This window comes from Novosphingobium kaempferiae (assembly GCF_021227995.1).
GTDB classification, from domain to species: domain Bacteria; phylum Pseudomonadota; class Alphaproteobacteria; order Sphingomonadales; family Sphingomonadaceae; genus Novosphingobium; species Novosphingobium kaempferiae.
The window spans coordinates 983,268-1,008,676 of the sequence record NZ_CP089301.1; the positions used below are offsets into that span (position 1 = coordinate 983,268).

Below are 25,409 nucleotides of genomic sequence, written 5' to 3' on the forward strand. Positions count from 1 at the left end.
TCGCATGTGGAACCGCTGTATGCACTGCGATCCACACGGCGGCTGCGCGAAGACTGTCACTCGACCGATAACGAGGAAGTCCAGCGCATCCCTTCATCCGGGCCTGCAACAACTCCATGATCTCCGCCCTCGATCTCTTCCGCATCGGGCTTGGCCCGTCGAGTTCGCATACCGTCGGCCCGATGCGCATCGCCGCGCGGTTCCTGCAGGGGCTCGACGATGCCGGGCAATTGGAAGCCGTCGCCCGCGTGACGGTATGCCTGCAGGGCTCGCTCGCGCTGACCGGAGAGGGGCACGGCACGCCGGACGCCTGTCTGATGGGCCTTCGGGGGCTCCAGCCCGAGACCGCCGACCCGGAGGCCGCCCACGCAGCCGCCGCCGAAGTCCGCGCCACGCGGCGGGTCGCCCTGCTCGACCGGCACGAGATCGCCTTCAATCCCGCCACCGACCTGGTGCTGGACTTCGATCACATCCCCGACCTCCACCCCAACGGCATGGTGCTGAGCGCCTTCGACGCCGCAGGCGGTGAGATCGCGCGGGGGGAATACTTCTCGACCGGCGGCGGGTTCTTCTCCAGCCGTCACCAGCTTGAGCAGCCCGCCGCCGACGATCAGGTCTCGCACGGCCCGCCGGTGCCGCATCCCTTCGCTTCGGGCGAGCAGCTGCTCGAAGTCTGCGCCGCGACCGGGCTCGACATCGCCGCCATCATGCTCGCCAACGAGGCTGCGCGCAGGCCCGAGGCGGAGACGCTGGCCGGGCTCGACATGATCGCCGACGCCATGAACCAGTGCATCGACCGGGGCCTTGCCCGCGATGGCCTGCTGCCCGGCGCGCTCAAGGTCCGCCGCCGCGCCCGCTCGATCCACCAGAGCCTCATCGCGCGGCCGCAGGACAATCAGGCCGAGACGCTGATGGACTGGCTCAACCTCTACGCCATGGCGGTGAACGAGGAGAACGCCAGCGGCGGCCGCGTCGTCACCGCGCCCACCAACGGCGCGGCGGGCATCATCCCCTCGCTGCTGCGCCAGTATTGCAGCGAGGGCAGCCGGGCGATCCCCGCCAAGGCGCGCCGATACCTCCTCACTGCCGCCGGGATCGGCCTGCTCTACAAGCAGCGCGCCTCCATCTCCGGCGCGGAGATGGGCTGCCAGGGCGAAGTCGGCGTCGCCTGCTCGATGGCGGCGGCGGGGCTCGCGGCGGTTTGGGGCGGCACGCCGGTGCAGGTCTGCGCAGCGGCGGAGATCGGCATGGAGCACAACCTCGGCCTCACCTGCGATCCGGTCGGCGGGCTGGTGCAGATCCCCTGCATCGAACGCAACGCGATCGCGGCGGTGAAGGCGGTCAACGCCGCCAAGCTGGCGCTCCATGATGGCGAGACGCCGCGCGTCTCTCTGGATCAGGTGATCGAGACGATGCGCCAGACCGGCCTCGACATGTCGAGCAAGTACAAGGAAACCAGCCAGGGCGGCCTCGCCATCAACGTCGTCGCCTGCTGACAGGCGGGTCGGAGAAGTTCCTGTTTGTCTGTCGCAATTATCATACGAATTGACTTATCATACGAAACGGTCTTGTCTGGACCGTGATAGCGGTCACCATTCGGGCGATGGTGACCGGATAACAGAAAGGACAAGGACGGTTTCGTGGCAGGGCCATCCCATCTCATCGTCGACGAGCCGGCAGCGCAGCTAGGCCGCAACCTGACTTACGGCCTGCTGGACAGCATCGGCCGCGCCATCGTGACCGGGCAGTACGAGGAAACCGTGTTCCCGACCGAGGCCGAGCTTGCCAAGCAGCACGGCGTCAGCCGCTCGGTCACGCGTGAAGCGGTCAAGATGCTCACCGCCAAGGGCCTGCTGAGCGCCCGTCCGCGTCAGGGTACGACGGTGCAGCCGACTTCGTCGTGGAACCTGTTCGACACCGACGTGCTGCGCTGGATGCTGGAGCGCCAGCTTTCCGTGGACCTGCTGCGCCAGTTCAACGAACTGCGCGTCGCAGTCGAGCCCGAAGCCGCCGCACTCGCCGCGCGCGTCGCAGGCGAGGACGACATCAAGCGCATCGACGACGGCCTGCGCCGGATGCAGGCGGCCGAGCGCGGGCTCGACGATCCGCTGGAAGCGGACATCGCCTTCCATGTCGCGGTGCTGCGCGCGTCGAAGAACCCGTTCTACATCCAGCTTCGCGACGTGGTGAGCACGGCGCTGCGCACCTCGATCCGCTTCACCAATCGGATAAAGGGCCGCACCGCCGACGTCGCCGAGCACGCGAAGGTGCGCGACGCCATCGCCTCGCAGGATCCCGGCGCCGCGCGCGTCGCGATGCGCACGATCATCGGCGACGTGCTCGTGCTGATCGAGGACAAGCTGCCCTCGCTCGACTGAACTCCGTGGTCACCGCGAAGTTGACGCGCGCTGCGCGTCCGCGTAGCCAGTGAATAAGTATGATAAAAAGGATTTGATGTGGAGCCTGTGAGATTGGGCATCGTGGGGATCGGCAAGATCGCCCGCGACCAGCACCTGCCCGCCATTGCCGCCGACGGCGATTTCGTCCTCGCCGCCTATGCCAGCCGCCACGGCAGGATCGACGACGTGAAGGGTTATCACGACATCGCCGAGATGACCGCCGATGGCCCGCTCGACGCCGTGTCGCTCTGCACGCCGCCCGATGGCCGCTACGAGCAGGCTCTGACTGCCATCCGCGCGGGCCTGCATGTGATGCTGGAGAAGCCGCCCGCGGTCACGCTGTCGCACATCGCCGCGCTGGAACAGGCCGCGCGCGAGGCGGGCGTCACCCTGTTCGCGACCTGGCACTCGCGCGAGGCGGCGGGCGTCGCACCGGCGCGCGCGTGGCTGGCCGACAGGACGATCACCGCCGTGCGGATCGACTGGCGCGAGGATATCCGCCGCTGGCATCCGGGGCAGGAATGGATCCTCGGCCCCGGCGGCTTCGGCGTGTTCGATCCCGGCATCAACGCGCTGTCCATCGCGACCGAGATCCTGCCGCACGAACTCTTCGTCGAAAGCGCGACGATGGACGTGCCGGAGGGCCGCGCCTCTCCGCTTGCCGCCAGCATCGCGATGCGCTGCGGCGATGCGCCAGTGCAGGTGGAGTTCGACTTCCTCCAGACCGGTCCGCAGACCTGGTCGATCGAGGTCGATACCGACGCCGGAACGCTGCGCCTCGCGATGGGCGGCAGCATCCTGCAACTGCCCGGAGAGGACGAGACGACGCAGCCCGACCGCGAATATCCGCGCCTCTACGCCCGCTTCTCCGAACTGATCGCGGCGGGCAAAAGCGACGTCGACGTGCGTCCGCTGCGGCTGGTGTCCGACACGTTCCTCATCGCGGATCGCCGGGTCACCGAACCCTTCGCGTTCTGATCGACACGCGCGGCGCAGCGGGATCACCGCTGCGCCGCGCAGATGTCACATGCCGGTGGCGACCAGTCCCGTCGCCGCAGCCGCCGTCCAGAGCGCCATCAGGACCATCATCACGTTCTCGGTGAGCGAGAGGAAGCCGAGCGGCACGTTGCTCGAGCCGCCGACGCAGGCGCACTTCAGCTCGCGCCGGTCGACGTAGACCGCCTTGATGACCGATACCGCGCCGATCAAGCTGATGAACAGCGCGATCGGCACCGACAGCCACGCCAGCGCGCCCGCAATCATCAGGATGCCCGCCAGTCCTTCGGCGAACGGGTAGATGTACGAATAGGGCACCCAGCGCTTCGCCAGCAGATCGTAGTTCAGGAACATCGTCGCGAAGCTCTCGACGTTCTGGAGCTTGAGCAGCGCCAGCACCGCCATGCTGAACCCGATGAACCACTCCGCCGCACGCGCCGTGAAGGGCGTGCCGTAGACGGCATGGCTCGCCGCCAGCGCCATCAGCGCGGTCATGGCGAAGAGCGCCGCAACGGGACGGTAGGTCGTCGCCTTGGGATCGGCCACCGTCTTGCCAAAATGACGGCGCAGGTCGTCATAGCCGCCGATCCGCTCGCCACCGATGAAGACCTGCGGCGTCGTGCGCACGTCCTGCTGCGCCTTGAACGCGTCGGTCTCCGCGCGCGAGGTCAGCCAGCGGTCTTCCACCGCGAAGCCCTGCCTTTGCAGGAGATCCTTTGCCTTGAGGCCGTAAGGGCACACATGCTTGTCCATCACCATGCGATAGAGCACGGCGCGGCGGGGTTCGGCGGAAGCGGACATCGGCAGCATCTTTCCTATGGTATCGACCATTGCTGCCACCCATATAAGGTCCGTACCATAGTACGGAGTCAAGAGGTGCCGGAGCTGACGATAGCGGGCCTCGCGCGCGAGGGCGGGGTCGGGGTGGAGACGGTCCGCTACTACCAGCGTCGCGGCCTGCTGGAGACGCCCGAGCGTCCGGGCCTTGCCGGCCGGGAAGGCGGAACGCGGCGCTATGGCGAGGAGCATGTCCGCAGGCTGCGCTTCGTCCGCTCGGCGCAGGCGGCGGGTTTCACGCTGGAGCAGATCGGCGAACTGCTGGTGCTCGACGCCGTGGACGACCGTGCCCGCGCTCGAGAACTGGCACGGCAGCAGATCGGTGTGCTCGACGCCCGGATCGCGGAACTGGAAAAGGCGCGCGCGTCGCTGCGCAGGCTGGCGACGGAGTGCGGTGGCGGCAAGGCAGGCCCCTGCCCAATTCTGACCGCCTTCGACAAGGCCTGAAGAACGTCAGGCCAGCAGCGGATTGGCCCGCAACCGCGCCACCGCCATGTCCACGAAGGCCCTGACCTTGGCAGGCGCGTGCCGCCCCTCGGGATGGAGGACGTGAACCGGCAGCGGCGGCTCCTCGCAGTCTTCGAGGACGATGCGCAGCTTGCCCGCCGCCAGTGCCGGACCGATCTGGTAGTGCAGGACGCGGGTGAGGCCCCAGCCCTCGATGGCGGTGGCGATGACCGCCTCGTTGGTGTTGCACTGGAGCGCCGGCTCCACGGTTACGCGCTGGTCGCGGGCGAAGCGCCAGTCGGGCGAGGCCCACGCGCCAGTCGATGCGACGACGCGATGATGCCTCAGGTCGGCGGGAATCTCCGGCACGCCATGCTGTTCGAAGTAGACGGGCGCCCCGCAGACCACGCGCCGCACCGCGCCGACCCTCACCGCCGTGAAGCCTGAATCCGGCAGGTGGCCGATCCGCACGGCGACGTCGATGCCTTCCTCGATGATGTTGACGGGGCGGTCGATGAACAGCGTCCGCGCGGCCATCTCCGGGTAGGCGTCGAGATACTCGGTGACGATGGGCAGGACATGCATCTGCCCGAACATCGACGCGGCGGTCACCGCCAGCGTGCCCGAGGGTCTGGCATAGGAGCCACCCGCTGCCGCCTCGGCCTCGGCGATGTCGGCCAGGATGCGGCGGCAGTCCTCGACGTAGCGGGTGCCCGCTTCGGTCAGCTTGACCGAACGGGTGGTGCGCACGAACAGGCGCGCGCCGACGAGATCCTCCATCGCCGCCACGGCGCGGGTGACTGCGGGCGCGCTCATGTTGAGGTGGCGGGCAGCCTCGGCAAAGCCGCCGGTCTCCGCCACCTTCACGAATATCCGCATTCCCTGCCAGCGATCCATGCCCGTCCCCGTCGCAAGGCCACCACCATCGGCGGCACTCGTCCGGAGATCAGTACAGGGAATTTTCGCCCGCGCCTTCCCTAAACCTAGAAGCCGAAGTCGCTGAGCCCCGGATGATCGTCGGGTCGGCGGCCCAGCGGCCAGAGGAACTTGCGGTCGGCCTCGTCGATGCGCTGTTCGTTGATGCTGGCATGGCGTGCGCGCATCAGGCCGTCCTCGGCGAATTCCCAGTTCTCGTTGCCGTAGGCGCGATACCACTGGCCGCTGTCGTCGTGGTACTCGTAGGCGTAGCGCACCGCGATGCGATTGTCGCGGAAGGCCCAGAGCTCCTTTATCAGCCGGTATTCGAGTTCCCTGTTCCACTTGCGCGTCAGGAACGCCTCGGCCTCGGTCCGGCCGTTGAGGAACTCGTTCCGGTTCCGCCAGCGCGTGTCGTAAGTGTAGGCGAGCGCCACTTTCGCGGCATCGCGGCTGTTCCAGCCGTCTTCGGCAAGGCGGACCTTCTCTCTGGCGGTCTCCTCGGTGAAGGGGGGAAGCGGTGGGCGGGCCATGGGCAATCTCCTTGGGGTTGGTAGGATATCAGAGCGCGAGCTGGATGCGGTTCTCGTCAGGGGTCTCCTGCTGCGCGGGAACGGCGCAGCAGATCAGCACTTCGTCGTCATGCACCGATGCAGTGGGCTCCCTGACGTACGTGACCACGCCCTTGAGAAGCTTGGTCCGGCAGGTGCCGCAGGTGCCTTCGCGGCAACTGAACTCCGGGTCGAGCCCGCGCGCCTCGGCCAGTTCGAGCAGCGTGCCCGAAGCCGGAGACCCGCGCGCCTCCTTCATCGAGGTCATGAAGGCGATCGGGACCGGCTTGGTCGACGGCCGACGCCGCGCCGGAGCAGAAGCCGCCGACGCATCCGGCTTGCGCACCAGCGAGGACGGCCCGAACGCTTCTGCGTGGATGCGCGCGTCCGCGATATTGTAGCCGCGCAAGCCATCGTAGAGCGACTGGGTGAAGCCCGCCGGGCCGCAGATATAGAAATCGAAGTCGGCGAAAGGCAGGAAGCGGGTCAGCATGGCCATGTCGATGCGTCCTGCCGCCTCGTAGTCCTTGCCCTCCCGTACATCCGTCGCGTCGCTGAGGACGCGCACCAGACGCACCGCGCCGCCTGCTGCCTCGACCAGTTGCGCCAGTTCCGCATCGAACGGCCTTTCGCCAAGGGTTCGGGCCGCCTGGAACAGCACCACCGGGCGGATGCGCTGCTTGCGCAGGCCCTCGTAGACGAGGTGGCGCAGCATCGCCAACAGCGGCGTTATGCCGATCCCGCCCGCCAACAGCACCGCCGGGCGCTGCTCCGCCGCGTCGATGGTGAAGCCGCCTGCGGGTGCGCGGGTCTCTATCACCGCGCCCTCGACGATGGTGTCGTGGAGGAAGCTGGAGACCGCGCCTTCCCGCTTCACGCTGATCCGGTACTCGCCGTCGGAAGGCGCGACCGAGAGCGTGTAGGTGCGGATCTGCGGCTTGTCCTCACCGGGAAGCAGGACGCGGATCGGCAGGTGCTGGCCCGCCTCGTAAGGCAGAAGCCCGGCCCCGTCGCCCGGTTGCAGGTGGAAGGAGCGGATCGCAGCGGTCTCGTCGACCAGCTTCGTCACCCGGAAGGGACGCCACTTCGTCGCAAGTTCTTCGGCACGGAGCCGGTCGGCGGCTTCCTGCCAGTCGCCGGTCATCAGCGAGTTCGGCGACCAGCCGTCCTGCTGCAAAGCCCAGCGTAGCGCCAGCGCGCCGCGACGCCGCACGATTCGGCGGGCGCGGAAGGTCCACAGGCGCTCGGCCCCCTGGAAAGCCGCGATCTCGGGCGATTCCAGAATGACTTCGGCATGGCCGGTCATCTGGAGCATGTCGCCGGTCGTGTAATCGACGAAGAGCAGCCCCGCCTGACCGTTGAGATGGATGTTGCCGAGCGTCGAGAAGAACAGGTTGCCGTCGAAGTCCGGGATCGTCAGCAGGCCATCCTTGGCGACGCGGACGAAGCCCGCCTTGCCCCCGCGATGCGAGGCATCGACCTGGCGCTGGCCCTCACGATCCACGTAGGACGCCACGAAGAAGGCGTCGGCACCCGCGATGGTCGCCCGTGCTTCCGCGTCGAGTTCGCTCATTGTCTCGGCCTCACCCGCATAGGTCTGGCCGGGATCGCGCTCCCATGAAAAGTCGCGAAGCTGGATGTAGCGCGGGCAGTTGCCGAAGCTCTGGTCCACGTCGATGCGGAAACCCCCGTTCGCCTCGGAGGCGAAGCCGTTCATCCGGTTGCGGCGGCGGGTGTGCATCTCGATGCCGAGAAGGCCGACAGGTTGCCCGCCGCCCAGACCTTCGCCTGCCGGATCTCCGGCGCCGGTAATCGCGCCGATGTCCAGCGTGGTCGGCGTCGGCGAGGACATGAAGCCGGGCCGCCCCTCAAGGAACGTCGCCCAGGCATCGCCCTGCGGATCGACGCTTCCCAGCACGATAAAGGGAAGCTGACCATAGAAGTCGCGGTGCTGGTCGGGCATGAAATCGCGCACGAAGCGCTCGCCGACGGCCGCCATCTTCTCGACGACGCCGACCTTCCCCTGCAGGAAGGTCTCGCCTTCGTGCCAGACCGGCAGTCGGGTCGATCCCTGTTCCACGGACTGTCCCCCGGTAAAGGCCGGGCGCACCGCCTGGAGCGCCCGGCGCACGTTCATGCGGCTTCGGCGGTCAGCCCGACCGGCGTCTTCACGAAGGGCACGAAGCCGGGGAGCGCTTCGACACGGCCCAGGAACGCCTGCACGGCCGGATAGGGCGACAGATCCACGTTGCCTTCCGGCGCGCGCGCGACATAGCTGTAGACCGCGACGTCGGCGATGGTCGGATGATCCGCCGCCAGCCAGTCGCTTTCCGCCAGATGAGTTTCCAGCCGCCCCAGCAGCGTGTGCGCCCGCCCGATCACTTCCTCTGGATTGAACTTGGCGCCGAACACCGTGATGAGACGCGCGGCAGCAGGGCCATAGGCCACTTCGCCCGCCGCGACCGAAAGCCAGCGCTGCACGGCGGCTGCGCCGACCGGGTCTTCCGGCAGCCATTCGGTGCTGCCCGACTTCTTGGCGAGGTAGACGAGGATCGAGTTGGAATCGGCGACGACTACGCCATCATCCTCCAGCACCGGCACCTGCCCGAACGGGTTCAGCTTGAGAAATTCGGGCTTCTTGTGCGCGCCTGCGGCCAGATCGACCTCGATCAGCTCATGCGGCAGCCCGAGCAGCGAGACGAACAGATGGGCACGATGCGAATGGCCCGACAGAGGGTGATGATAGAGCTTCATGGCTCACTCCTGCTAGTTTCGACCGGACCACCCCGGCCCGCTCCGGCAAGGTGGGCGCATCGGTTCCCCAAGGGAATGATCGAGGAGCGCACTTCACTATTGCACCAAACGACAGCAAAGGGCGTCGCACCTCGCGCGCGGGCGCCGTAGGATTGGCCGCCGGGTTGCATTCGGAATGAGGGCTTCGCAGGCCCTTGATATCGAAACACTTTGAACGTGCTTAACAATATTAAGGACAAGTACTTAAGAAGAACATCCGATGCGAATATATCTGTAAGGTCTCGCAAGGAACTCGGATGGTATTCCTTCCATTCCCGGTCAGACAGGTTTCCGATCTGTCAGGCCAACCTGTCCCGGAAGGTGCAGAGCGGCAACTCGCATTTGTCCGGAAAGTTCGGCTCGCTATGCGCAAGTACGCGCAGGGGCTGAAGGAAATGGAGGTGCAATGATGATGAGGAAGATGTTTCTCGCCGCATCCGGCCTTTCGGCCGCGTTTCTGTTCGCTCCGGCGGCGCAGGCGGACATAACCGGCACCGTCGACGCCACGATCACGCTGGGCGCCGGGTGCATCATCAACGGGCAGAGCTATGACGACGGCTCGGCCAACGTCGACTTCGGCGACCTGAGCTTCGGCGTCCAGAACACCCTGTTCACGACCGCAGAGGGACAGGTGCTGAACGGCGCGGCGGGCTTCACCGTCCAGTGCAGCAGCGGCGTGACCCCCGCAGTCACCTTCCAGACCGGCCAGAACGACGGTTCGGGCGCGGGCGTGGGCCTGCACGCGATGGCGCACCAGAGCGCCGCCGGACAGTTCGTCACCTACAACCTCTATTCGGATGCAGCGCGGACCGCGATCATCCCGATCAACGGCAGCGTGTCCCTGCTGGCCAACGGCGCGCCGCAGACCGTCAACGTCTATGGCCGCGCATTCGGGGAGGCCGGGCTCACCGCAGGCACATATACCGACGTGCTGACGGTCGTCCTCGACCTCTGAGGCGCGCGGCGCCGCTCTAGTTCGTGACCATGCCACGCGTCCCCATGGTGAGGACGCACCCCGGCCCCGCCCTCGCGCTGGCGATCCTGTGCGCGGGCGGCATCGGGTTCGTGCGCCCCGCAAACGCCGAGACGACGGCGCAGTTCGACGTGACGGCCACGGTCACGGCGGGTTGCCTCGTGGACGGCCTCGGCGGCAGCGGCAATGCGGGCCGCGTGGGCGTGCTGGACTTCGGGACGGACTCCACGTTCTCGACCGCGACGCGCACCGCGACCACCACGACCGGACAGGCGATCCGCCTGCGCTGCACGCCGGGGGTCAGCCTGACGATGAGCATCGACGGCGGTGCGCACTTCGCCAATGCCCGCCGCAATCTCCAGCGCGGCACCACGACGACGGCGCGCATCGGCTACACGCTCTGCCGGGACGCCGCCTGCAACCAGCAGATCGCCGTGGGCACCGCCGTTCCGGTTACGGTGACGGGGACGAACAGCGAGGACGTGCGCCTGCCGATCTACGGATCGCTCACGCTGCCCGGCACGCTGCCGCCCGGCACTTACACCGACACACTGACCATCACGCTGACATGGTGAAGCCATGCGGATCGGGAGGAAGCCGATGAGAAATGTCCCAGTCGCCGCCGCAATCGTTCTGGCCGCCCTGCCCGGCAATTTTGCGAGCGCGCAAACACCCGGCTCGCTGCTCATCTGGCCCGTCAATCCGGTGATCGAGGCCGACGAACCCGCCGCCGCGCTCTGGCTGGAGAACCCCGGTCGCACGCCCGTCACCCTGCAGGTCCGCGTCTATGCGTGGGCGCAGCGGGATGGGGAGAACGTCTATGCGGCGCAGAACGAGGTGCTCGGCACCCCGCCGATCCTCAGCATCGCGCCGGGCGAGCGGCAACTTGTGCGCCTGACCCGGACGGTGCCGCCTCCGGGCGTAGCGGAAAAGCCCTACCGCATCGTCGTCGACCAGATCCCGACGGCGGACGCCCAGCAGGCTGCGGGCGCCTCCATCGCGTTCCGCATGCGCTATTCGCTGCCGCTGTTCTCTTACGCAAAAGGTGCGGGAAAGAAGGACAACAAGGGCGCGCCGCCCCCGCCGCCCCATCTCGCATGGCGCGCGGGATCGGATGCCAAGGGCCGGTTTCTGGAAATACGCAACGACGGCGCAGGACACGCCCGGCTGACCGACGTGGCGTTCACCGGCGAGAAGGCGAAGATCGGACAGGGCCTGTTCGGCTACGTCCTGCCCGGCGCGACGATGCGCTGGCCGCTTCCCGGCGACGTGAGCGCCAGGGGCGAACTCGTCGCCAAGCTCAACGGAGAGCCGGACGCGCGTATCGAGCGGTTGCCGGAATGACCCCGAATGCCCGCCGCCATCCTTTCGCCACCGCTTCTCCGCCGGCTCCTGCCGCTGGCGGCGGCGATCGTGGCGAGCCTGCTCGCGCCGGTCGCGACACGGGCGGCGGAGGATCCGGCATGGCCCCTACTGGCGCTCGCCCCCGACGCCCCGGCCCCCGAGGCGGAGGTCTTTTCCGAGTTGCCCCCTCCCCCCGATCGCATCGACATGGAGATCGACCAGCGGCTGGAACTGGAACTCGTCGTCAACGGCATGGAGCGCGGGATCGTGGCCCCGGTCATCAAGCGGGGTAGCCGCTTCCAGCTTCGCGCCAACGACCTGCGCCGCGCGGGGATGCAGTTCGACAGGCTCGAAGAGACGCTGTTCGTCGACCAGCTTGACGGTGTCGCCGCCGCCTACGACGTAGCGCATCAGCAACTGCACCTGACGGTGACGCCGAACTACCTGCCGTCCCAGTACATCGGCGGGCGGCAGGGCGGCTTCCGCCGGGCCGAGCAGGATACCGGGGCGCTGCTGAACTACGATCTCTACGTGACCGGCGGCAGGGGGACGACGCAGGGTTCGCTCTGGCAGGAACTGCGCGTGTTCGGGCGCCTTGGCGTGTTCTCCTCCACGTCCGCCGTGCAGACCGGCGCGGGTCGCAGCTTCATCCGCTACGACACGCACTGGCGCTGGTCGGACGAGCGCAGCGTGACCACGGTGGAGGCGGGCGACGTCATCACGCGCACGCTGGCCTGGGCTCCGGCAGTGCGGCTCGGCGGGGCGCAGGTCTCGCGCGATTTCGCGATACGCCCGGACGTCATCACTTATCCGCTGCCCGAATTCGCCGGGAGCGCCGCGCTGCCCTCCACGGTCGATCTCGTCGTCAACGGCCAGCGCATCGCCGGAAGCCGGGTCAATCCCGGCCCCTTCGCACTCGACACGCTGCCGCCGATCAACGGGCGGGGCGAGGCGAACCTGATCGTCACCGACATCCATGGCCGCAGCATCGCCACGGCCATGCCGTTCTACGTCAGCAGCGCGCTGCTGCGGCCCGGCCTGACCGATTACGCGGTCGCCGGAGGCGCGCTGCGGCGCAATTACGGAATCCGCAACTTCGACTACGGCTCCCCGGCAGCCAGCGCCTATGGGCGCCACGGCCTTACCAGTGGGGTGACGCTGGAGATGCGCGCCGAGGCTGCCGAGGGCCTGCGCCTGATCGGCGGCGGCGGCGTGGTGAAGCTCGGCAATTTCGGCGTCGCGAGCGCATCCTACAGCCGCAGCTTCGGGCGCGGGCATGGCGGCGGGCAACTGACGGTCGGCTACGAGTACCAGACGCGGAACCTCTCGCTCGGCGTGCGCCACAGTCGGCAGGACAGCCGATACTTCGACCTCGGCCTGCTCGACCGCGACGATCGCGGCAGGCGCGAGCGGCTGACCGCCGCCACCGCCAGCCTCTCGCTCGGCCGCGCGGGCACGCTTGGCGTCGGCTACTTCGACCTGCGCCAGTTGGAGCGCCGCGACACCCGGCTCGTCAATGCATCGTGGGCGCTGCCGCTCTGGCGCGACATGCGGCTCTACGCCACCGTCTCGCGCGAGTTCGCGGAGCGCCGCTGGTCAGGCGCGCTGACGCTGACGATCCCGCTCGGCAGTGGCATGGTCAGCGGCGGAGTATCGCGCGACGACCGGGGCCGGACGGGCGTGCGTGCCGACTACACGCGTGCGGTGCCCACCGATGGCGGCTTCGGCTGGAACGCCAGCGCCTTCAGCGAGGACGGCGGCAGGCCCTACCTGCGCGGCGACGTGGCATGGCGGACCCAACCCATACAACTGCGCGCGGGCGCCTATGGCCGCGACGACGCGACCGGCTGGTTCGGCGCGAGCGGATCTCTCGTCTTCATGGACGGTGCGGTCTTCGCCGCCAACCGCGTGACCGACGCCTTCGCGGTGGTGAACACCGGGGGCGAGGCGGGCGTGCCGGTGCGCTACGAGAACCAGCTCATCGGCGAGACCAACCGCAACGGCCAGCTCCTCATCCCCGCCGCCAGCGCCTATTATCCCGCGCGCTACGACATCGACACGCTGGGCCTGCCCGCCAGCGTCAAGGCGCCGGTCGTCAGCCGCAAGATCGCCATCGCGGCGGGCAGCGGACATGTGATCCGCTTCCCCGTCCAGCGCATGAGCCCCGCCCGCGCCATCGCCACCGACGCAACCGGCGCGCCGCTTCCGGCAGGCTCGCTCGTCACGGTGAACCAGACCGACAGGACGTACATGGGGTGGGACGGGATGCTCTACATGGAGAACGTGGCCGCGCAGAACGTGGTGGAAGTGCAGTTGCCCGAAGGCGCAAGCTGCCGGATGACCTTCCCGGCCACGCCTGGCGGAAACCAGATCATCGATCTCGGCAGGCTCACATGCCGCTGATCTTCCGCAAGCTGCTGCCCATCATGGCGCTCGCATTGGCGATGGCTGCCACTCCGGCTTCGGCCTGCACGGTCGCGGGATCGACCGTCTCGCTCGGAACACCGAGTTCCTACGCCGTCGCCGCGACCGCGCAGCAGGGGAGCGGCTCGGCGGGGCTCCAGTGCGACGTCACCCTGGCCCTGCTGACCACGCATTACGTCGGGCTGCGGCTGGACGCGACCACCTTCCTGCTTACCGGGCCGAACAGCCAGACGATCTCGTTCATCCCCTCGCTGACGCAGAACGGCACGGCGATGACGGTGGGGACGTTCCAGAACCTTTCCTCGCTCAGCGTGCTCAGCCTGTTCTCGGGGACCAACAGCACGGTGCCGATCTACATCCGCACCGTGCCCAAGTCGGCGCTGCCCGCGGGAACCTACAACGGCTTCATGGACCTGCGCTGGTACTACTCGGTGTGTTCGGTGGGGGTGGTGGCGTGCCTGAGCTATTCGGCGAGCCCGGGCTTCGTGCGGCCAGTCCTGGGCGCACCGACATGGGGCAGCGGCACGGCGGTAAGGATCAACGTGCAGCTCGTGATCCAGAACGACTGCATCATCACCGCGCCCAACGCGACTTTCGGCTCTGCCCCGCTGGTGAGCAGCTTCAACCCGATCACCCGGACCATCCTGATCCGCTGCAGCGCCGGGGCGTCCTACAGCGTCGGCCTCGACAACGGCGGCAACGCGCTCAACGGGGTACGCCGGATGCGGGCGGGCACGACGAGCAACTACATCAGCTACGACATCTACAAGTCCGCCACCTCGACCAGCCGCTGGGGCCCGACCGGGACGGACAGGCGCAGCAGTTCCGGCGCGGACACCAACGCCGGAACCTACGATTCCGTCACCACGCAGGGCTATACCTACCGGGCGGAAGTGCTGCCGGGCCAGGTCACGCCGCCCGCCGGAGCCTATACCGACACCGTGCGGATCGACGTGACGTTCTGACTGGCGACGCGATCAGCGCGCCGGGCCGCCGAAGTCGAAGCTCGCCTCGATGCCCACCGTGCGCGGACGCAGGCGGTTGGAGGTGATGTCGAACTCGGTCGCCGAGAGCTGCTCGACCGAGCGGTAGCTGGTCGCCCCGCCCTCGTTCGTCAGGTTGTCGGCGAAGAAGGCCACGGTGAACCGCTCGAAATCGAAGCCGATGCGCGCATCGACGCGGTCGATGGTGTCGCCCGGCAGGAAGTAGGAATAGGACGAATTGCGGCGCGGCGAGCTGTGCTGCCAGCCGATGCGTCCGAACGCCTGCAGGGTGTCGGTGATCGCGGTGCTGTAGTCGATCGCGGCATTGGCGGTGAACTTCGCCACGTCGTCGACCGCCGAGCCCTTGACGATGGCCGTGCCGTCCACCGCGCCGACATATTCGGCGTCCACGTAGGCGCCACCCGCCGACAGGCTCAGGCCCTTCACCGGCTGCGCGACGAGGCTCAGCTCCACGCCCTTGGTGCGCGTGCCGTCGGAATTGATGAGGCCGTTGAACGAGGTGCCCGGGATCGGGATGCGGACGGCCACGTCCTTCCAGTCGCTGTAGAACACCGCGCCTTCGAGCGTCAGCCTGCGGCCCCACAGGTCGGCCTTGGCGCCGACTTCGTAGGTCCAGATCGAATCCTGGCTGAGCGCGGCGGGCAGGTTCACCCCGTAGATCGGGCCGAGCGTCAGCGGCACGGTCGGCTGGAGCTGGCCGGAGCGGAAGCCCTTGGCGGCACTGGCATAGATCGTCGTGTTCTCGACCGGATGCCACGCGACGGAGAAGCGCGGGTTCCACGAATGGTAGGTGTTCCCCGGCTGGTCGGTGACGACGCCCGAGTTCGCCTCGAAGCCGCGCAGGCGGTCCTCGAAGTAGCGCAGGCCTGCGGTCAGGTCGATCGGCGCGCCCGGCAGCGTGTAGGTCGCTTCGCCGAACAGGGCGCGGGCGCGGGTGCGCAATTCGGCGTCGTTGTCCACGCCGAAGGCCGGGAACTTCACCGTGTCGTTGCGCTGGCTGTTGCGGGCATAGCCGCCCACGGTCCACTTGAGCGGCCCGTCGCCGGTCGAGGCGAGGCGCAGTTCATGCGCGTCCACCGCGATGTCGATGTTGACGTCGATGCTGCCGAACGGCGACGCGCCCTGCTGCGGCACGCCGAAGTCGAGGTGCGAGTAGGAGTAGAACAGCTCCGCCCCACCCAGATCGTAGCGCGCGGTGCCGCCGTAAAGCTCCATGCGGCTCTTGCTGGACGGCACCGTCGAGCGCGACTGCTGCGCCCCGTCGCGCGCATTGCTGCCGCCTTCGGGGAAGTCGGACTTCGACCACCAGTAGCTGCCGGTGAACGACAGGCGGTCGGTCGGGTCGAAGCGCGCCTTGGCGCGGAAGGTGTCGTAAGTCTGGTCGTTGACGTTGGTGGTGCCGGCATCGCTGTTGTCGATCCAGCCCTGATAGCGCTCGTGCGTGCCGGCGACGCGCACCGCGAGGACGCCGGGGATGATCGGGGCGTTGAACGCGCCCTTGGCGCCGCCGTTGGTGCCGCCGCCCTTGGTGTCGGACACCATGCCCTGCGCCTTGGCCTCCCAGTTGTCGAGGTCCGCGCCGCGCGTCAGGATGCGCACGGTGCCGCCCATCGAGCCTTCGCCGAACAGCGTGCCCTGCGGCCCGCGCAGGATCTCCACGCGGTCGAGATCCCAGGAACGCACGTCGGGGCTGAGCGGCACGGTGACGCCGGTGAACGGCAGGTCGTCGAGGTAGAAGCCGTTCTCGTTCGCGCCGAGCGAAGTCGAGATGCCGCGGATCGTGATCTTGGTGCCGAGCGCCGACCCGCCGTCGTAGATGCCGACGCCGGGTGCTTCCTGCAGGAAGTCCGCAAGGTTGCGCGCGCCGCGCTTCTCCAGCGTGGCGCCGCTTATCGCCGTGACCGCGATCGGCACGTCGATGGCGCGTTCCTCGCGCTTGCGGGCGGTGACGATGATGTCGCCGTCATTCGCGGCGTCGGCGGCGGGCCCCTCTTCCTGCGCGACGACGGGCGTGCTCATGACGGCGGCCCAGACCAGTGCGACATGGCTTACGAGACGGACGGACATAACTGGAACCCCACATTCCCGACCGGCGAATACGCAACCGGACTGGGTTCTTGTTCAACTGGACGGCGTTGCCGCCGGACATTCGCAGACCCCTGAGGTCGGCCCGGTGACACGCCGCCCCGCTGCCGCCACCGGCCCCAGATGGCCTACGCAAAACTCCGTATTCTGGGGCGGCGATTAGGCGCCAAATCGATAAAGCATGGTTAAGATTTGGCTGACGTAGCTGCGCCGAAGTCTGCTCCGACACAGCAAATCGGCGCCTCGTGGCCCTTACGGTGCTCGGGTTCGGGCAGTAACCGGTTGTGGCGCCAGCAATCTCTGCCTAGGCTGCCCGCGGCGACGCCGGATCACGGCGCACGGCGGGGAGAGAGAAGAAATGCGCATCGCAGTCCGAGCACGGCTTCTGGCGCTGATTTTGATAGCGCTAACGACATTTGCCGGCCTCGCGAGTCCCGCCGAGGCGCGGCGCAAGGGGCCGGGCACGGTTCTCATCGTCACGCACACCACCGGCTTCCGCCATGCATCGATCGAGCCTGCCGCCGCCGCCATCGCCGCCATGGCGAAGGAGGCGGGCATGTTGGTCGAGACGACCGACGCGCCCGAACGGTTCGACCGGCCGCTCGACAATGTGCGCGTGATCGCGCTGGTCAGCACCACCACGCGGCGCAACCAGCCCGAAACCGAATGGCTGACAGGCGCGCGGCGAACCGCGTTCCAGAGCTTCATGCGACGCGGCGGGGGCGTTCTGGCGATCCACGGCGCAGCCGACTCGCACTATGGCTGGGACTGGTACGGACGGATGATCGGCGCGCGCTTCGCCCGCCATCCCAAGGGCACGCCGACCGGCACGCTGCGGCGCTCGCCAACCTCGCACCCGGCCATCGATGGGCTGCCCACGGAGTTCACGCTCACCGACGAATGGTACTGGCTCGCCGACGTCGATCCGACGCTCAAGCCGCTCCTGACCCTGTCCCCCACCTCGATCGGCGAGCCAGACACCGGGTTGCAGCCGATCGCGTGGGCGCACGCCTTCGAGGGCGGGCGGGTGTTCTACACCGCGCTCGGCCATCCTCCCGAAGCCTGGCAGGATCCCGTGGTCCTGAACCACGTTCGCGGCGGCCTGCTATGGGCCGCCGGAATCGCCGGGAAAGGCAGGCGTTAGGGCTAAGTCAGATTGCGGGGGATCGTCCGGGCCTGACCGGAGCGGGAGCCGCCCGCCACGGGCCGGTCCGCGACCGCACGATGGGCACGGAACAGCAGTCACACAGCGCGTGATATCCATCGCCGTTGTCGCGCGCGATCGACACGGCGGACGGCCTGTGCCGCCCAATCATGCATAAGATCGACATGACCACGATCATACATGATGTGGCGGCTCAGGTCATCTGCCTGACAGGGCAATCCACCGAAATCTTTGCGGCGATCATGCAATGCCGTTGTGCAACGGCGCGTTTCTACTTTCGGCGCAAGAGCTTGAAAGCGCCCGGTTTCAGCGCCCGATCAGTAAAACGCGCCGTGCGGACTGCTCCATGAAAGTAGTTGACGCGATTATAGCGCACGCCGACCGATGCATTTCCCGGCATCTGCGGTGAGAAATTCTCAAGCGTCGCCTCGCATTCGAGGACGCCGTCCACGTAGCTGCGATAAGTCTTGCCGTCGAAGGTCTGGGCGACGTGATACCAGCGGCCCACCGGATGAAGCTTCTTCGGGTCGATCAGCACCTGCGAATAGCCCTTCCCCTTCACGAAGCTGTCGAGATACCACGAATCGCCGACCACGCGGATCTCGAACAGCATCCGCGTCTGGTTCGCCGGATCGTCGGAGGCGAGGTGCAGCCAGCGCTGCTCGAACGCGCCACCGTCGGGCCGGAACGTCGCCTCCACGGTGAACTGCGCCGCACCCGCCAGTGGATGGCGGCCAAGGTAGAGGGCATCGTCCACCCCGTCGAACACCACGGCCTTGCCGACCGTGCTGTCCTCCACCTTGGGATCGCCGACCACCTGCGGGCGCAGCTTGCCGATGCTCTGCAGGTTGTCGAAGGTCCACGTCACCTGACGCGCCAGCGCCGGGGCTGGCGACAGGACCAGCGCGAGAAGCAGGGCTACGCGCAGGCTCATCGACCGCCCTCCCCGCCAAGCACGACCAGGTTGTTGCGCTGCGTCACTTCCGGCACGCCCGCCGATACCCGCACATGCAGTACGGACGGCGCGCCCTTCGGCACGGTGAGCGAGACCTGAGCAGTACGCGGCGACAGATCGCGCGGCGCGGCGAGCGCGGTGACCGGGACCGTCGAGAGCACCTTGCCCTCCGGCGTCTCCAGCGTCACCGTTCCGGCGGGCGCATCGACCGAGCCGAGGCTGTGGACCGTCACGCCGATGCGGTTGCCCTTGCGGGTCACGTCGTCGGGTCCGATGCCGAGATCGGGGCGATGCTCGGGCTGGGTGGCGGCCTTGTCGCGCAGGCGGAAGGTCAGGACAGTTGTGGTGCCCGGTGCGAAAGCAACGGGCAGCGCCGCGCCCCGTTCAAGCTCCACAAGGCGCGTCTCGGTGCCGTTCTGTGCCGTGTCTCCACCGTCCGGGGCGATGCCTTGCGTCATCTCCCAGGTGCCGGCGGTGACGTTCCATGTCCCCATCTCGGCGCGCTGTTCGGTGGCTGTGGTGTTGTAGGCGACGACGGTGAAGCGCTCCGGCGTCGCATCGCGCACCAGCAGCGCGACCTTCACCGCCGCCTCGGGATCGGCGAAGCGCCAGCTCACCGCGTTGCCCGGATAAGTCTGGTTGCGCTTGAGCGCGATGCCGCCGAGCCGCTCGCGCTGGAGCAGTTCGTTGGGCGCATCCACGCGGTCGCTCCACCAATGGCCCTCGGTGTACATGTACATGTGCTGGGCCTTGTCGGCGATGCCCGCCGCGTTCAGCGCCTCCAGCCACGACCGGTCGCCGGTCGCGTTCCATGCCTCGAACCGGGCGAAGTCGTTGCCGCCCGCCGCCGCCTTGAGCACCGCGTCGCGCCACGCGCTGCGCTTGTCGAGCACGGTGATGGCGTTCTCGTTGATCTCCGTCAGCGGCGCGAAGTTGCTCTTGCCGAGGCGGCCGAGCACCGGGCGCAGGTACTTGTCGTCGCCGGTGAAGCGCCATGCCGCCCAGGCCGACTGCATCGGCAGCGAAGCCCCGCCGCCGTCGCCCGCGCGCTCGGTGTCGTGGTCGAAGCTGATGTCGTTGGGGAAGGTCCAGAGCCCGTCCGCGCCCTGCTTGCCGTGCGCCAGCAGCCCGTCGATCAGCCCCGTGACCATGCCGCGCGCGGTCGGGTCGGCGTTGAACACGCCCAGCAGGACCGGGGTGTGCATGATGACGAAACCATAGGGTTTCTGCCACGCCCATGGCTCGTCGCGGTAGATCTTGCTGCCGCCGTACCAGCTTGAGGAGATGTGCATGTGCCCGGCGGGATTGACGCGGATCACGTCCTTCAGGCCGCGCACCGTCGCCATCATCCGCTCGACCGCCTTGGGCTCGCCCCAGTTGAGGTAGAGCCGCTCGGCGTCGGAATTGATGCCTTCCTCGTAGACGTGGAGTTCGTCGGTGCTGATGAAGCTCAGCCCGTTGACGATCATCCCGTTTTTGTAGACCGCATCCGACAGTGCCTTCAGCGAGGCGTTGATCTTGTCCGGATCGACGCCCATGAGCGCAAGGCCCGGCCACTGCTGCGTGAGGTCGGTATCGTCCGAGATGCCGCCGCCGAAGTCGCCGTAAGGCACCTGCCGCTTGTCGATCCACCAGTTCACGAACTCGCGCGTCAGCTTGAGGTCTTCGAGCTGGCGGAAGGCCCAGAGCGGCACGCCCGCAGGTGCCTCGGGCTGGACGAATGGCGGCAGCTGGTCCTGCGAATAGCCGATGTCCGCCCAGTAGCGCCGCGCCTCCAGATTGTCCGGATCGACGCGCAGGAGGTCGGTGATGTCGCCGTAGAGGCGGCGGTAGAGCCCCGCGCGCTTGGAGGCGGTGTGCTCTTCCACCAGGAAGGCCCAGTTGTCCTTCACCTGGTTGAAGCGGTCCGCGACATGCTCCGCCATGGCCGCCTTGCGGTCCTTGAAGACCATCCGCACCTTCATCCCGTCGAGCGAGGTCGCGCCGAAATCGGGCGCGGCGGAGGCGACGGTGAGGTAGAGGCTGTCGGCGGTCAGGATGCGGTCGCGCAGGTCGAGCCAGAGCGTGCGCGGCTGTCCGGGACGGACCGAGACCTGCACGTCGATCATGTCCCGTTCCGGCCAGATCGGATCCTTGATGCGGATGTCGAGCGGGATCAGCCCCTTCGCATCGGGCTTCGCATCGATGGCGGGCAGGTCGATCGCCACGCCGTCGAGCCCGTCATGCACGTTCTCCCAGCCGTAGTTCCATGCGCGCGCCAGCGGGCGGTCCGCCGGGGCATCGCCGAAGTTCGACGGGAGCAGGACGTGGACCAGCGGCAGGTCGTCGGCGCTGCGGGCGGCGGTGCCCGATGCGCCCGCGCTGCCCGCGCCGACCGCCGCCTTCACCCCGCTCGTCGGCAGCGCGACCACGGTGGCGCGCTCGTGCGCGGGATAGCGCCCGGCGATGAAGCGGTTGAGCCGGTCCAGCGCGCCGAGGTCGGAAGCGGCCTTGGCGTTCACGGTGTAGCTGAGCTGGAAGGTTCCGGCGGGCACCTCGCCCGGATGCATGTCGTAGGCCCAGATCTCCTGGATCGGCTGTTCCTGCATCACGTTGGTGAAGCGCAGCACGCCGCCGGTCTTGACCGCCGTATCGGTGGCGGAGCGCACCACGCCCTTCCGCCGCGTCGCCAGCCTGCTCCATGACGCCTTGCCGTCCGGCGACCATTCCAGCGCGCCATAGGCCGCGCCGCGAATCTCCACCCGGTTGAAGGCGGCACCCTGCGGCAGCGTCAGTTCGTAGGTCTTGCCGCCCTCGACATAGACGTTCCAGTCCGGGAGCTGGAAATAGTCGTCACGCCCCGGCAGGCGGGAGCGGTTGTAGACGCCGGGCCAGGTCGTCTCGGCGATGCCGTCGATGCCCTTCCACATCCATTCCTTGAGATCCTTGGCGTCGGCGAATTCCACCTTGCGCACCACGGTGGTCGCCTCCGCCAGCGCGGGCGGGGCCGCCGTGTCCCAGCCGAAGCGGTGGAGCCACGCAGCGCGTATGTCGGCGGCGGGCGGCGCCGGAGGAGCCGCCGGTTCCTGCCGCGCCGCAAGCCGGGCGACGTTGCCCTCGTCCAGCATGCGGTCGTAGACGCGGATATCGTCGAGGTCGGAGCCGCGCATGAAGTTGTAGCGGCTCTGCACCTGATGCGGCGCGATCACGCGGCCCGCCAGTCCGAACTGGTCGAGTTCCATGTCGAGGTCCGCCGCCTGCTGCTTCGCGGCGACCTGCTTGCCGTCCCAGAACAGCCGCACGCCCTGCGCCTCGTCCCAGCCGAAGGCGACGTGGTGCCATGCCTCGGGCGTCGGCGGGGTCGGGATAGTCCAGCTCACGCGCACGCGCGAAAGGTTGGCGTCGGTCACGAAGGCGTCGAAGCCGTGGCCGTTCCAGTCAATGCGCAGGAATGCCATGTCCCAGCTGGTATGGTCGCCCGCGCTGGCGCGGAAGATCACGAAGGGCGCTTCGCCCACCGGCGTGTGGCTGCGCCAGAAGAACGAGAGCGTGCCGCGCTGCGCCAGCATGTTGCCCGGCGCTTCCCACGCGACGTAGCCGCCGTCGGTCCAGCGCCCCGCGCCCTCGACCGCGCCGTCGGGCACGATCGAGACATCGCTCTTGAAGTTGGGCACCGCCGCCCCGCCGGAGACGGTGGCGTCGAACCCGTCGTCCAGCGGCGCGCGGAACAGCAGCCCTTCGGCATCCTGCGCCTGCGCGCCGGGCACCGCGACGCAGAGGCCGGCCACGGCCAGAGCGAGGGTAGAACAGGCCCGATTAGCCACGAAACGCCGAAAGGTATGCAACACGCGGATGTCTCTCCCATGCGGGATCGGACCGGCAGCCCTTCCCGTTCGCCTTTGGAAGACCGCGTTATGACACCGGTATCATTCGCATTTCAACCCTCTGATCGCGCTTTCTGTCGCGATCAGGCGAATGGGCGGTCGATCGCCACCTGCGGCTCGGTGAACCAGCGCGCTCCGGTTTCGGTCACATACATGTGATCCTCCAGCCGGACGCCGAAGCGGCCGGGGACGACGATCATCGGCTCGTTCGAGAAGCACATTCCCGGCTCCAGCGGCGTGCGGTCGCCGCGCACGAGGTAGGCCGGTTCGTGGATCGACAGGCCGATGCCGTGGCCGGTGCGGTGCGGCAGGCCGGGGAGCGCGTAGTCGGGGCCGAGGCCCGCCTTCGCCAGCACCACCCGCGCGGCGGCGTCCACGGATTCGCAGGGTTCGCCGGGACGCACCGCGTCGAAGGCGGCCTGCTGCGCTTCCTTCTCGACGGCCCAGATGTCGCGGATGTCCTGCGCGACGTCGCCGAAGGCATACGTGCGGGTGATGTCGGAGTGGTAGCCCTGCACCGTGCAGCCGGTGTCGATGAGGACAAGCTGCCCCTCTTCCAGCGCGCGGTCGCCGGGAAGGCCATGGGGGAAGGCGGTCGCCTGCCCGAACTGGACGATGCAGAAGCTCGATCCGCTGGCGCCGAGGCGGCGGTGCGCGGCGTCGATGAAGTGGACGACCTCGCTCTGGCGGATGCCGGGGCGCAGGATGCGCGCGGCGGCGCGGTGGACTTCCAGCGTCATCGACTTGGCCTGCTGCATCAGCGCCAGTTCCGCCGCCGACTTGACCATGCGGCACTGCTTGATGACCGGCATCGCGTCCACCAGCCGCGCCGAAGCGCCGCTGCGGATGCGCTCGGCGAAGTGGAACGGCAGTTCCGGGTCGATCGCGAGCGTCTTCGCGCCGATTTCCGCCAGCGCGTCAAGCACCAGCGCGACGGGATCCTCGTCCTCCTGCCACGACCGGATCTCGACCGGCACGGCAAGGTCGGCCTCCAGCGTGCCGATCTCGAAATGCGGGCAGATCATGATCGGCTTGCGGCCGGGCGCGAGCAGCATCGAGACGAGGCGCTCGGTCTGGCCCCAGGGCAGCCCGGTGAAGTAGCGCAGCGACGCCCCGGCATCGACCAGCAGCGCATCCGCACCGAGATCATCGGTCAGCGCGAGCGCCCGGTCCATGCGCGCCTCGCGCTCGGTCGCCGTGATGCCCAGGGCAGGGGCGATGGCGCGGTCGGCCCATGCCGAGAGGCCGGCCAGTTCGGTTTCTGCGGTCGATCCGCCGATCATGTCAGTCTTGTCCTTATGCGAAACGGGCGAGGTCGAAGGCGGCGAGTGGGAGCGCAGGCTCCTCCCCCGCCATCATCGAGGCCACCAGCCGGGCCGTTACCGGCGCCAGCGTGAGGCCGAGGTGCTGATGCCCGAAGGCATAGAAGAGATTGGCCGCCTTCGTCGAGCGGCCGATGGCGGGCAGGTAGTCCGGCAGGGTCGGGCGGCAGCCCATCCAGCGGCGGAACGGACCGGAGATCGGCAGGCCCAATTCGGCGACGTGCCGCTCCAGCCGCTCCCACTTGCGCGGGTCGGCGGGCGCGTCGGGATGGCCGAGTTCGACGAAGCTGGCGGCCTGCACGGTGTCGCGATAGCGGGTGACGATCATCGAGCGCTCCTCGAACACCACCGGCGGCAGGTCGGCAGGCCAGTTACGCGCATCGGCACGGATGTGGTAGCCGCGCTCGGCGATCATCGGTACCTCGTGGCCGAGCGCCTCCATCAGCGCGCGCGACCGCACGCCCGCGCAGACCAGAACGCGATCGGTATCGAGGCCCGCGATGCACGCGCGTCCATCGACGAGGCTGATCTCGGCCCTAGCCTCCATGATCGTGCCGCCGCCCGCGATGAAGGCGCGGCGCAGCGCTTCGCGCAACTCGCCAAGGTCGGCAATCTGCGCCGTCCCCGAAAAACGCACCGCGCCCGCGACGGGCTCGCGGCACAGGTCGGAAAGACGCGCGGTGTCCTCGGCGGTGGCGGGATGGACCTGCGCCTTGCCGGTCTCGGCAGACTCCCACGCCGCGCGGCCTGCCTGTGCCGCCTTGCCGTCCTGCCACAGCACGAAGTGGCCGTGATCGCGCAGCAGGTCCGGCACACCGATACGCTCGACCAGCGCCGACCACGCGGGGAGCGCGCCCGCCATCAGCGGCGTCATCGCGGCGCACCCGGCCCGGAAGCGTGCCGGTCGCGACGCCGCCAGCAGCCTCAGGCCGAAAGGCATCCACTGCGCCATCGCACCGGGCGGAAAGGCCAGCGCCCCGCCGCGCATGAACAGCCGCTTGGGCAGGGTGCGCACCATGTCCATGGAGGCCAGCGGCTCGACCTGCTCGACCGCGATGTGCCCGGCGTTGCCCCATGACGCGGCCTGCGCGTCCCGGTCGTCGTCGACCAGCGTGACGCGATGCCCCGCCTCCAGCAGTTCCAGCCCCGCGCACAGGCCGACGACCCCGCCGCCGACGATACCGATCACCCCCACGAAAACTCCGTTGCAATAGTCAGACTATACCGTATACCATATAACAAATGACGCCCGATCGCACAAGGCCATCCATACCGCGCATGTCGTCCGCTCTGCTCTATCCCGGTTGCGTTCAGGCCCGCGCAGGTAGCGCTCTGG

General features: G+C 68.3%; 20 protein-coding genes. 10 read left to right on the top strand and 10 right to left on the bottom strand.

Annotated elements, in window-relative coordinates; translation table 11 throughout:
• Positions 1–116: 116 nt before the first annotated feature.
• The 3 genes from LO787_RS04615 to LO787_RS04625 all read left to right on the top strand — a co-directional run bounded on the left by LO787_RS04615 (position 117) and on the right by LO787_RS04625 (position 3,377).
• Positions 117–1,496 (top strand): L-serine ammonia-lyase, encoded by a 1,380-nt coding sequence (locus LO787_RS04615; RefSeq protein ID WP_232494675.1) that lies wholly within the window; start codon positions 117–119, stop codon positions 1,494–1,496.
• 144 nt (positions 1,497–1,640) lie between these two features.
• Entirely contained in the window at positions 1,641–2,378 is a 738-nt protein-coding gene (locus LO787_RS04620) for a FadR/GntR family transcriptional regulator (protein WP_232494676.1), read from the top strand.
• 93 nt (positions 2,379–2,471) lie between these two features.
• The gene (locus LO787_RS04625; RefSeq protein WP_232494677.1) at positions 2,472–3,377 is read left to right on the top strand and encodes a Gfo/Idh/MocA family protein; all 906 of its coding nucleotides are present in this window, start codon (positions 2,472–2,474) and stop codon (positions 3,375–3,377) included.
• Between the two features lie 45 nt (positions 3,378–3,422).
• On the opposite strand, the gene LO787_RS04630 is transcribed toward LO787_RS04625, so the two are convergent.
• Positions 3,423–4,196 (bottom strand): glutaredoxin family protein, encoded by a 774-nt coding sequence (locus LO787_RS04630; RefSeq protein WP_232494678.1) that lies wholly within the window; start codon positions 4,194–4,196, stop codon positions 3,423–3,425.
• 84 nt (positions 4,197–4,280) lie between these two features.
• Here LO787_RS04630 and LO787_RS04635 point away from each other — a divergent pair, with 84 nt between their 5' ends.
• Positions 4,281–4,679: a MerR family transcriptional regulator gene (locus tag LO787_RS04635; RefSeq protein WP_476739348.1), complete on the top strand. Its 399-nt coding sequence runs from the start codon at positions 4,281–4,283 to the stop codon at positions 4,677–4,679.
• Between the two features lie 6 nt (positions 4,680–4,685).
• Here the strand turns inward: LO787_RS04635 and LO787_RS04640 are convergent, their stop codons facing one another.
• The 4 genes from LO787_RS04640 to LO787_RS04655 form a co-directional block, all read right to left on the bottom strand.
• A complete protein-coding gene (locus tag LO787_RS04640) occupies positions 4,686–5,576 on the bottom strand; it encodes a LysR family transcriptional regulator (protein ID WP_232494680.1) in 891 nt (296 codons plus the stop codon).
• Positions 5,577–5,662: 86 nt separating this feature from the next.
• Positions 5,663–6,127, bottom strand: a complete 465-nt coding sequence (locus tag LO787_RS04645; protein ID WP_232494681.1) for a nuclear transport factor 2 family protein — start codon at positions 6,125–6,127, stop codon at positions 5,663–5,665.
• Between the two features lie 28 nt (positions 6,128–6,155).
• Positions 6,156–8,282 carry a 2Fe-2S iron-sulfur cluster-binding protein gene (locus LO787_RS04650; protein ID WP_232494682.1) on the bottom strand — a complete coding sequence of 709 codons (2,127 nt, stop codon included), beginning with the start codon at positions 8,280–8,282 and terminating at the stop codon, positions 6,156–6,158.
• Positions 8,279–8,899, bottom strand: a complete 621-nt coding sequence (locus LO787_RS04655) for a glutathione S-transferase family protein (RefSeq protein WP_232494683.1) — start codon at positions 8,897–8,899, stop codon at positions 8,279–8,281. Before LO787_RS04655 ends, LO787_RS04650 begins: the two co-directional genes overlap by 4 nt.
• Before the next feature lie 445 nt (positions 8,900–9,344).
• On the opposite strand from LO787_RS04655, the gene LO787_RS04660 reads away from it, so the two are divergent.
• From LO787_RS04660 to LO787_RS04680, 5 genes are read left to right on the top strand one after another with little or no spacing between them, the layout of a single operon-like run.
• Positions 9,345–9,893: a Csu type fimbrial protein gene (locus tag LO787_RS04660; protein ID WP_232494684.1), complete on the top strand. Its 549-nt coding sequence runs from the start codon at positions 9,345–9,347 to the stop codon at positions 9,891–9,893.
• 44 nt (positions 9,894–9,937) lie between these two features.
• Complete coding sequence (locus LO787_RS04665) at positions 9,938–10,486, top strand: Csu type fimbrial protein (RefSeq protein WP_232494685.1); 549 nt, start codon at positions 9,938–9,940, stop codon at positions 10,484–10,486.
• Between the two features lie 25 nt (positions 10,487–10,511).
• Positions 10,512–11,255 carry a fimbrial biogenesis chaperone gene (locus tag LO787_RS04670; protein ID WP_232494686.1) on the top strand — a complete coding sequence of 248 codons (744 nt, stop codon included), beginning with the start codon at positions 10,512–10,514 and terminating at the stop codon, positions 11,253–11,255.
• A gap of 6 nt (positions 11,256–11,261) precedes the next feature.
• Positions 11,262–13,658, top strand: coding sequence for a fimbria/pilus outer membrane usher protein (locus tag LO787_RS04675; RefSeq protein ID WP_232494687.1), 2,397 nt, complete (start codon positions 11,262–11,264; stop codon positions 13,656–13,658).
• Positions 13,649–14,644 carry a Csu type fimbrial protein gene (locus LO787_RS04680; protein ID WP_232494688.1) on the top strand — a complete coding sequence of 332 codons (996 nt, stop codon included), beginning with the start codon at positions 13,649–13,651 and terminating at the stop codon, positions 14,642–14,644. The genes LO787_RS04675 and LO787_RS04680 overlap by 10 nt, the downstream gene beginning before the upstream one ends.
• Positions 14,645–14,656: 12 nt before the next feature.
• Here LO787_RS04680 and LO787_RS04685 read toward each other — a convergent pair whose 3' ends face one another.
• Positions 14,657–16,750, bottom strand: coding sequence for a TonB-dependent receptor (locus tag LO787_RS04685; protein ID WP_232494689.1), 2,094 nt, complete (start codon positions 16,748–16,750; stop codon positions 14,657–14,659).
• A gap of 376 nt (positions 16,751–17,126) precedes the next feature.
• On the opposite strand from LO787_RS04685, the gene LO787_RS04690 reads away from it, so the two are divergent.
• Complete coding sequence (locus tag LO787_RS04690) at positions 17,127–17,912, top strand: ThuA domain-containing protein (protein ID WP_232494690.1); 786 nt, start codon at positions 17,127–17,129, stop codon at positions 17,910–17,912.
• A gap of 292 nt (positions 17,913–18,204) precedes the next feature.
• Here the strand turns inward: LO787_RS04690 and LO787_RS04695 are convergent, their stop codons facing one another.
• The 4 genes from LO787_RS04695 to LO787_RS04710 form a co-directional block, all read right to left on the bottom strand.
• On the bottom strand, positions 18,205–18,867 hold the full coding sequence (locus LO787_RS04695; protein ID WP_232494691.1) for a LamG domain-containing protein: 663 nt from the start codon (positions 18,865–18,867) through the stop codon (positions 18,205–18,207).
• Entirely contained in the window at positions 18,864–22,691 is a 3,828-nt protein-coding gene (locus tag LO787_RS04700; RefSeq protein ID WP_232494692.1) for a LamG domain-containing protein, read from the bottom strand. Before LO787_RS04700 ends, LO787_RS04695 begins: the two co-directional genes overlap by 4 nt.
• Positions 22,692–22,834: 143 nt before the next feature.
• On the bottom strand, positions 22,835–24,034 hold the full coding sequence (locus LO787_RS04705; protein WP_232494693.1) for a M24 family metallopeptidase: 1,200 nt from the start codon (positions 24,032–24,034) through the stop codon (positions 22,835–22,837).
• A gap of 13 nt (positions 24,035–24,047) precedes the next feature.
• Positions 24,048–25,268 (bottom strand): NAD(P)/FAD-dependent oxidoreductase, encoded by a 1,221-nt coding sequence (locus tag LO787_RS04710; RefSeq protein ID WP_232494694.1) that lies wholly within the window; start codon positions 25,266–25,268, stop codon positions 24,048–24,050.
• Between the last annotated feature and the right edge of the window lie 141 nt (positions 25,269–25,409).

Excerpts from the sequence above, each read along its gene's own strand:
- LO787_RS04630 (WP_232494678.1), bottom strand. The coding sequence starts at position 4,196 with ATGTCCGCTTCCGCCGAACCCCGCCGCGCCGTGCTCTATCGCATGGTG.
- LO787_RS04615 (WP_232494675.1), top strand. The coding sequence starts at position 117 with ATGATCTCCGCCCTCGATCTCTTCCGCATCGGGCTTGGCCCGTCGAGT.
- LO787_RS04705 (WP_232494693.1), bottom strand. The coding sequence starts at position 24,034 with ATGATCGGCGGATCGACCGCAGAAACCGAACTGGCCGGCCTCTCGGCA.
- LO787_RS04640 (WP_232494680.1), bottom strand. The coding sequence starts at position 5,576 with ATGGATCGCTGGCAGGGAATGCGGATATTCGTGAAGGTGGCGGAGACC.
- LO787_RS04645 (WP_232494681.1), bottom strand. The coding sequence starts at position 6,127 with ATGGCCCGCCCACCGCTTCCCCCCTTCACCGAGGAGACCGCCAGAGAG.
- LO787_RS04660 (WP_232494684.1), top strand. The coding sequence starts at position 9,345 with ATGATGATGAGGAAGATGTTTCTCGCCGCATCCGGCCTTTCGGCCGCG.
- LO787_RS04695 (WP_232494691.1), bottom strand. The coding sequence starts at position 18,867 with ATGAGCCTGCGCGTAGCCCTGCTTCTCGCGCTGGTCCTGTCGCCAGCC.
- LO787_RS04680 (WP_232494688.1), top strand. The coding sequence starts at position 13,649 with ATGCCGCTGATCTTCCGCAAGCTGCTGCCCATCATGGCGCTCGCATTG.
- LO787_RS04685 (WP_232494689.1), bottom strand. The coding sequence starts at position 16,750 with ATGTCCGTCCGTCTCGTAAGCCATGTCGCACTGGTCTGGGCCGCCGTC.
- LO787_RS04655 (WP_232494683.1), bottom strand. The coding sequence starts at position 8,899 with ATGAAGCTCTATCATCACCCTCTGTCGGGCCATTCGCATCGTGCCCAT.
- LO787_RS04665 (WP_232494685.1), top strand. The coding sequence starts at position 9,938 with ATGGTGAGGACGCACCCCGGCCCCGCCCTCGCGCTGGCGATCCTGTGC.
- LO787_RS04675 (WP_232494687.1), top strand. The coding sequence starts at position 11,262 with ATGCCCGCCGCCATCCTTTCGCCACCGCTTCTCCGCCGGCTCCTGCCG.
- LO787_RS04650 (WP_232494682.1), bottom strand. The coding sequence starts at position 8,282 with ATGAACGTGCGCCGGGCGCTCCAGGCGGTGCGCCCGGCCTTTACCGGG.
- LO787_RS04690 (WP_232494690.1), top strand. The coding sequence starts at position 17,127 with ATGCGCATCGCAGTCCGAGCACGGCTTCTGGCGCTGATTTTGATAGCG.
- LO787_RS04670 (WP_232494686.1), top strand. The coding sequence starts at position 10,512 with ATGAGAAATGTCCCAGTCGCCGCCGCAATCGTTCTGGCCGCCCTGCCC.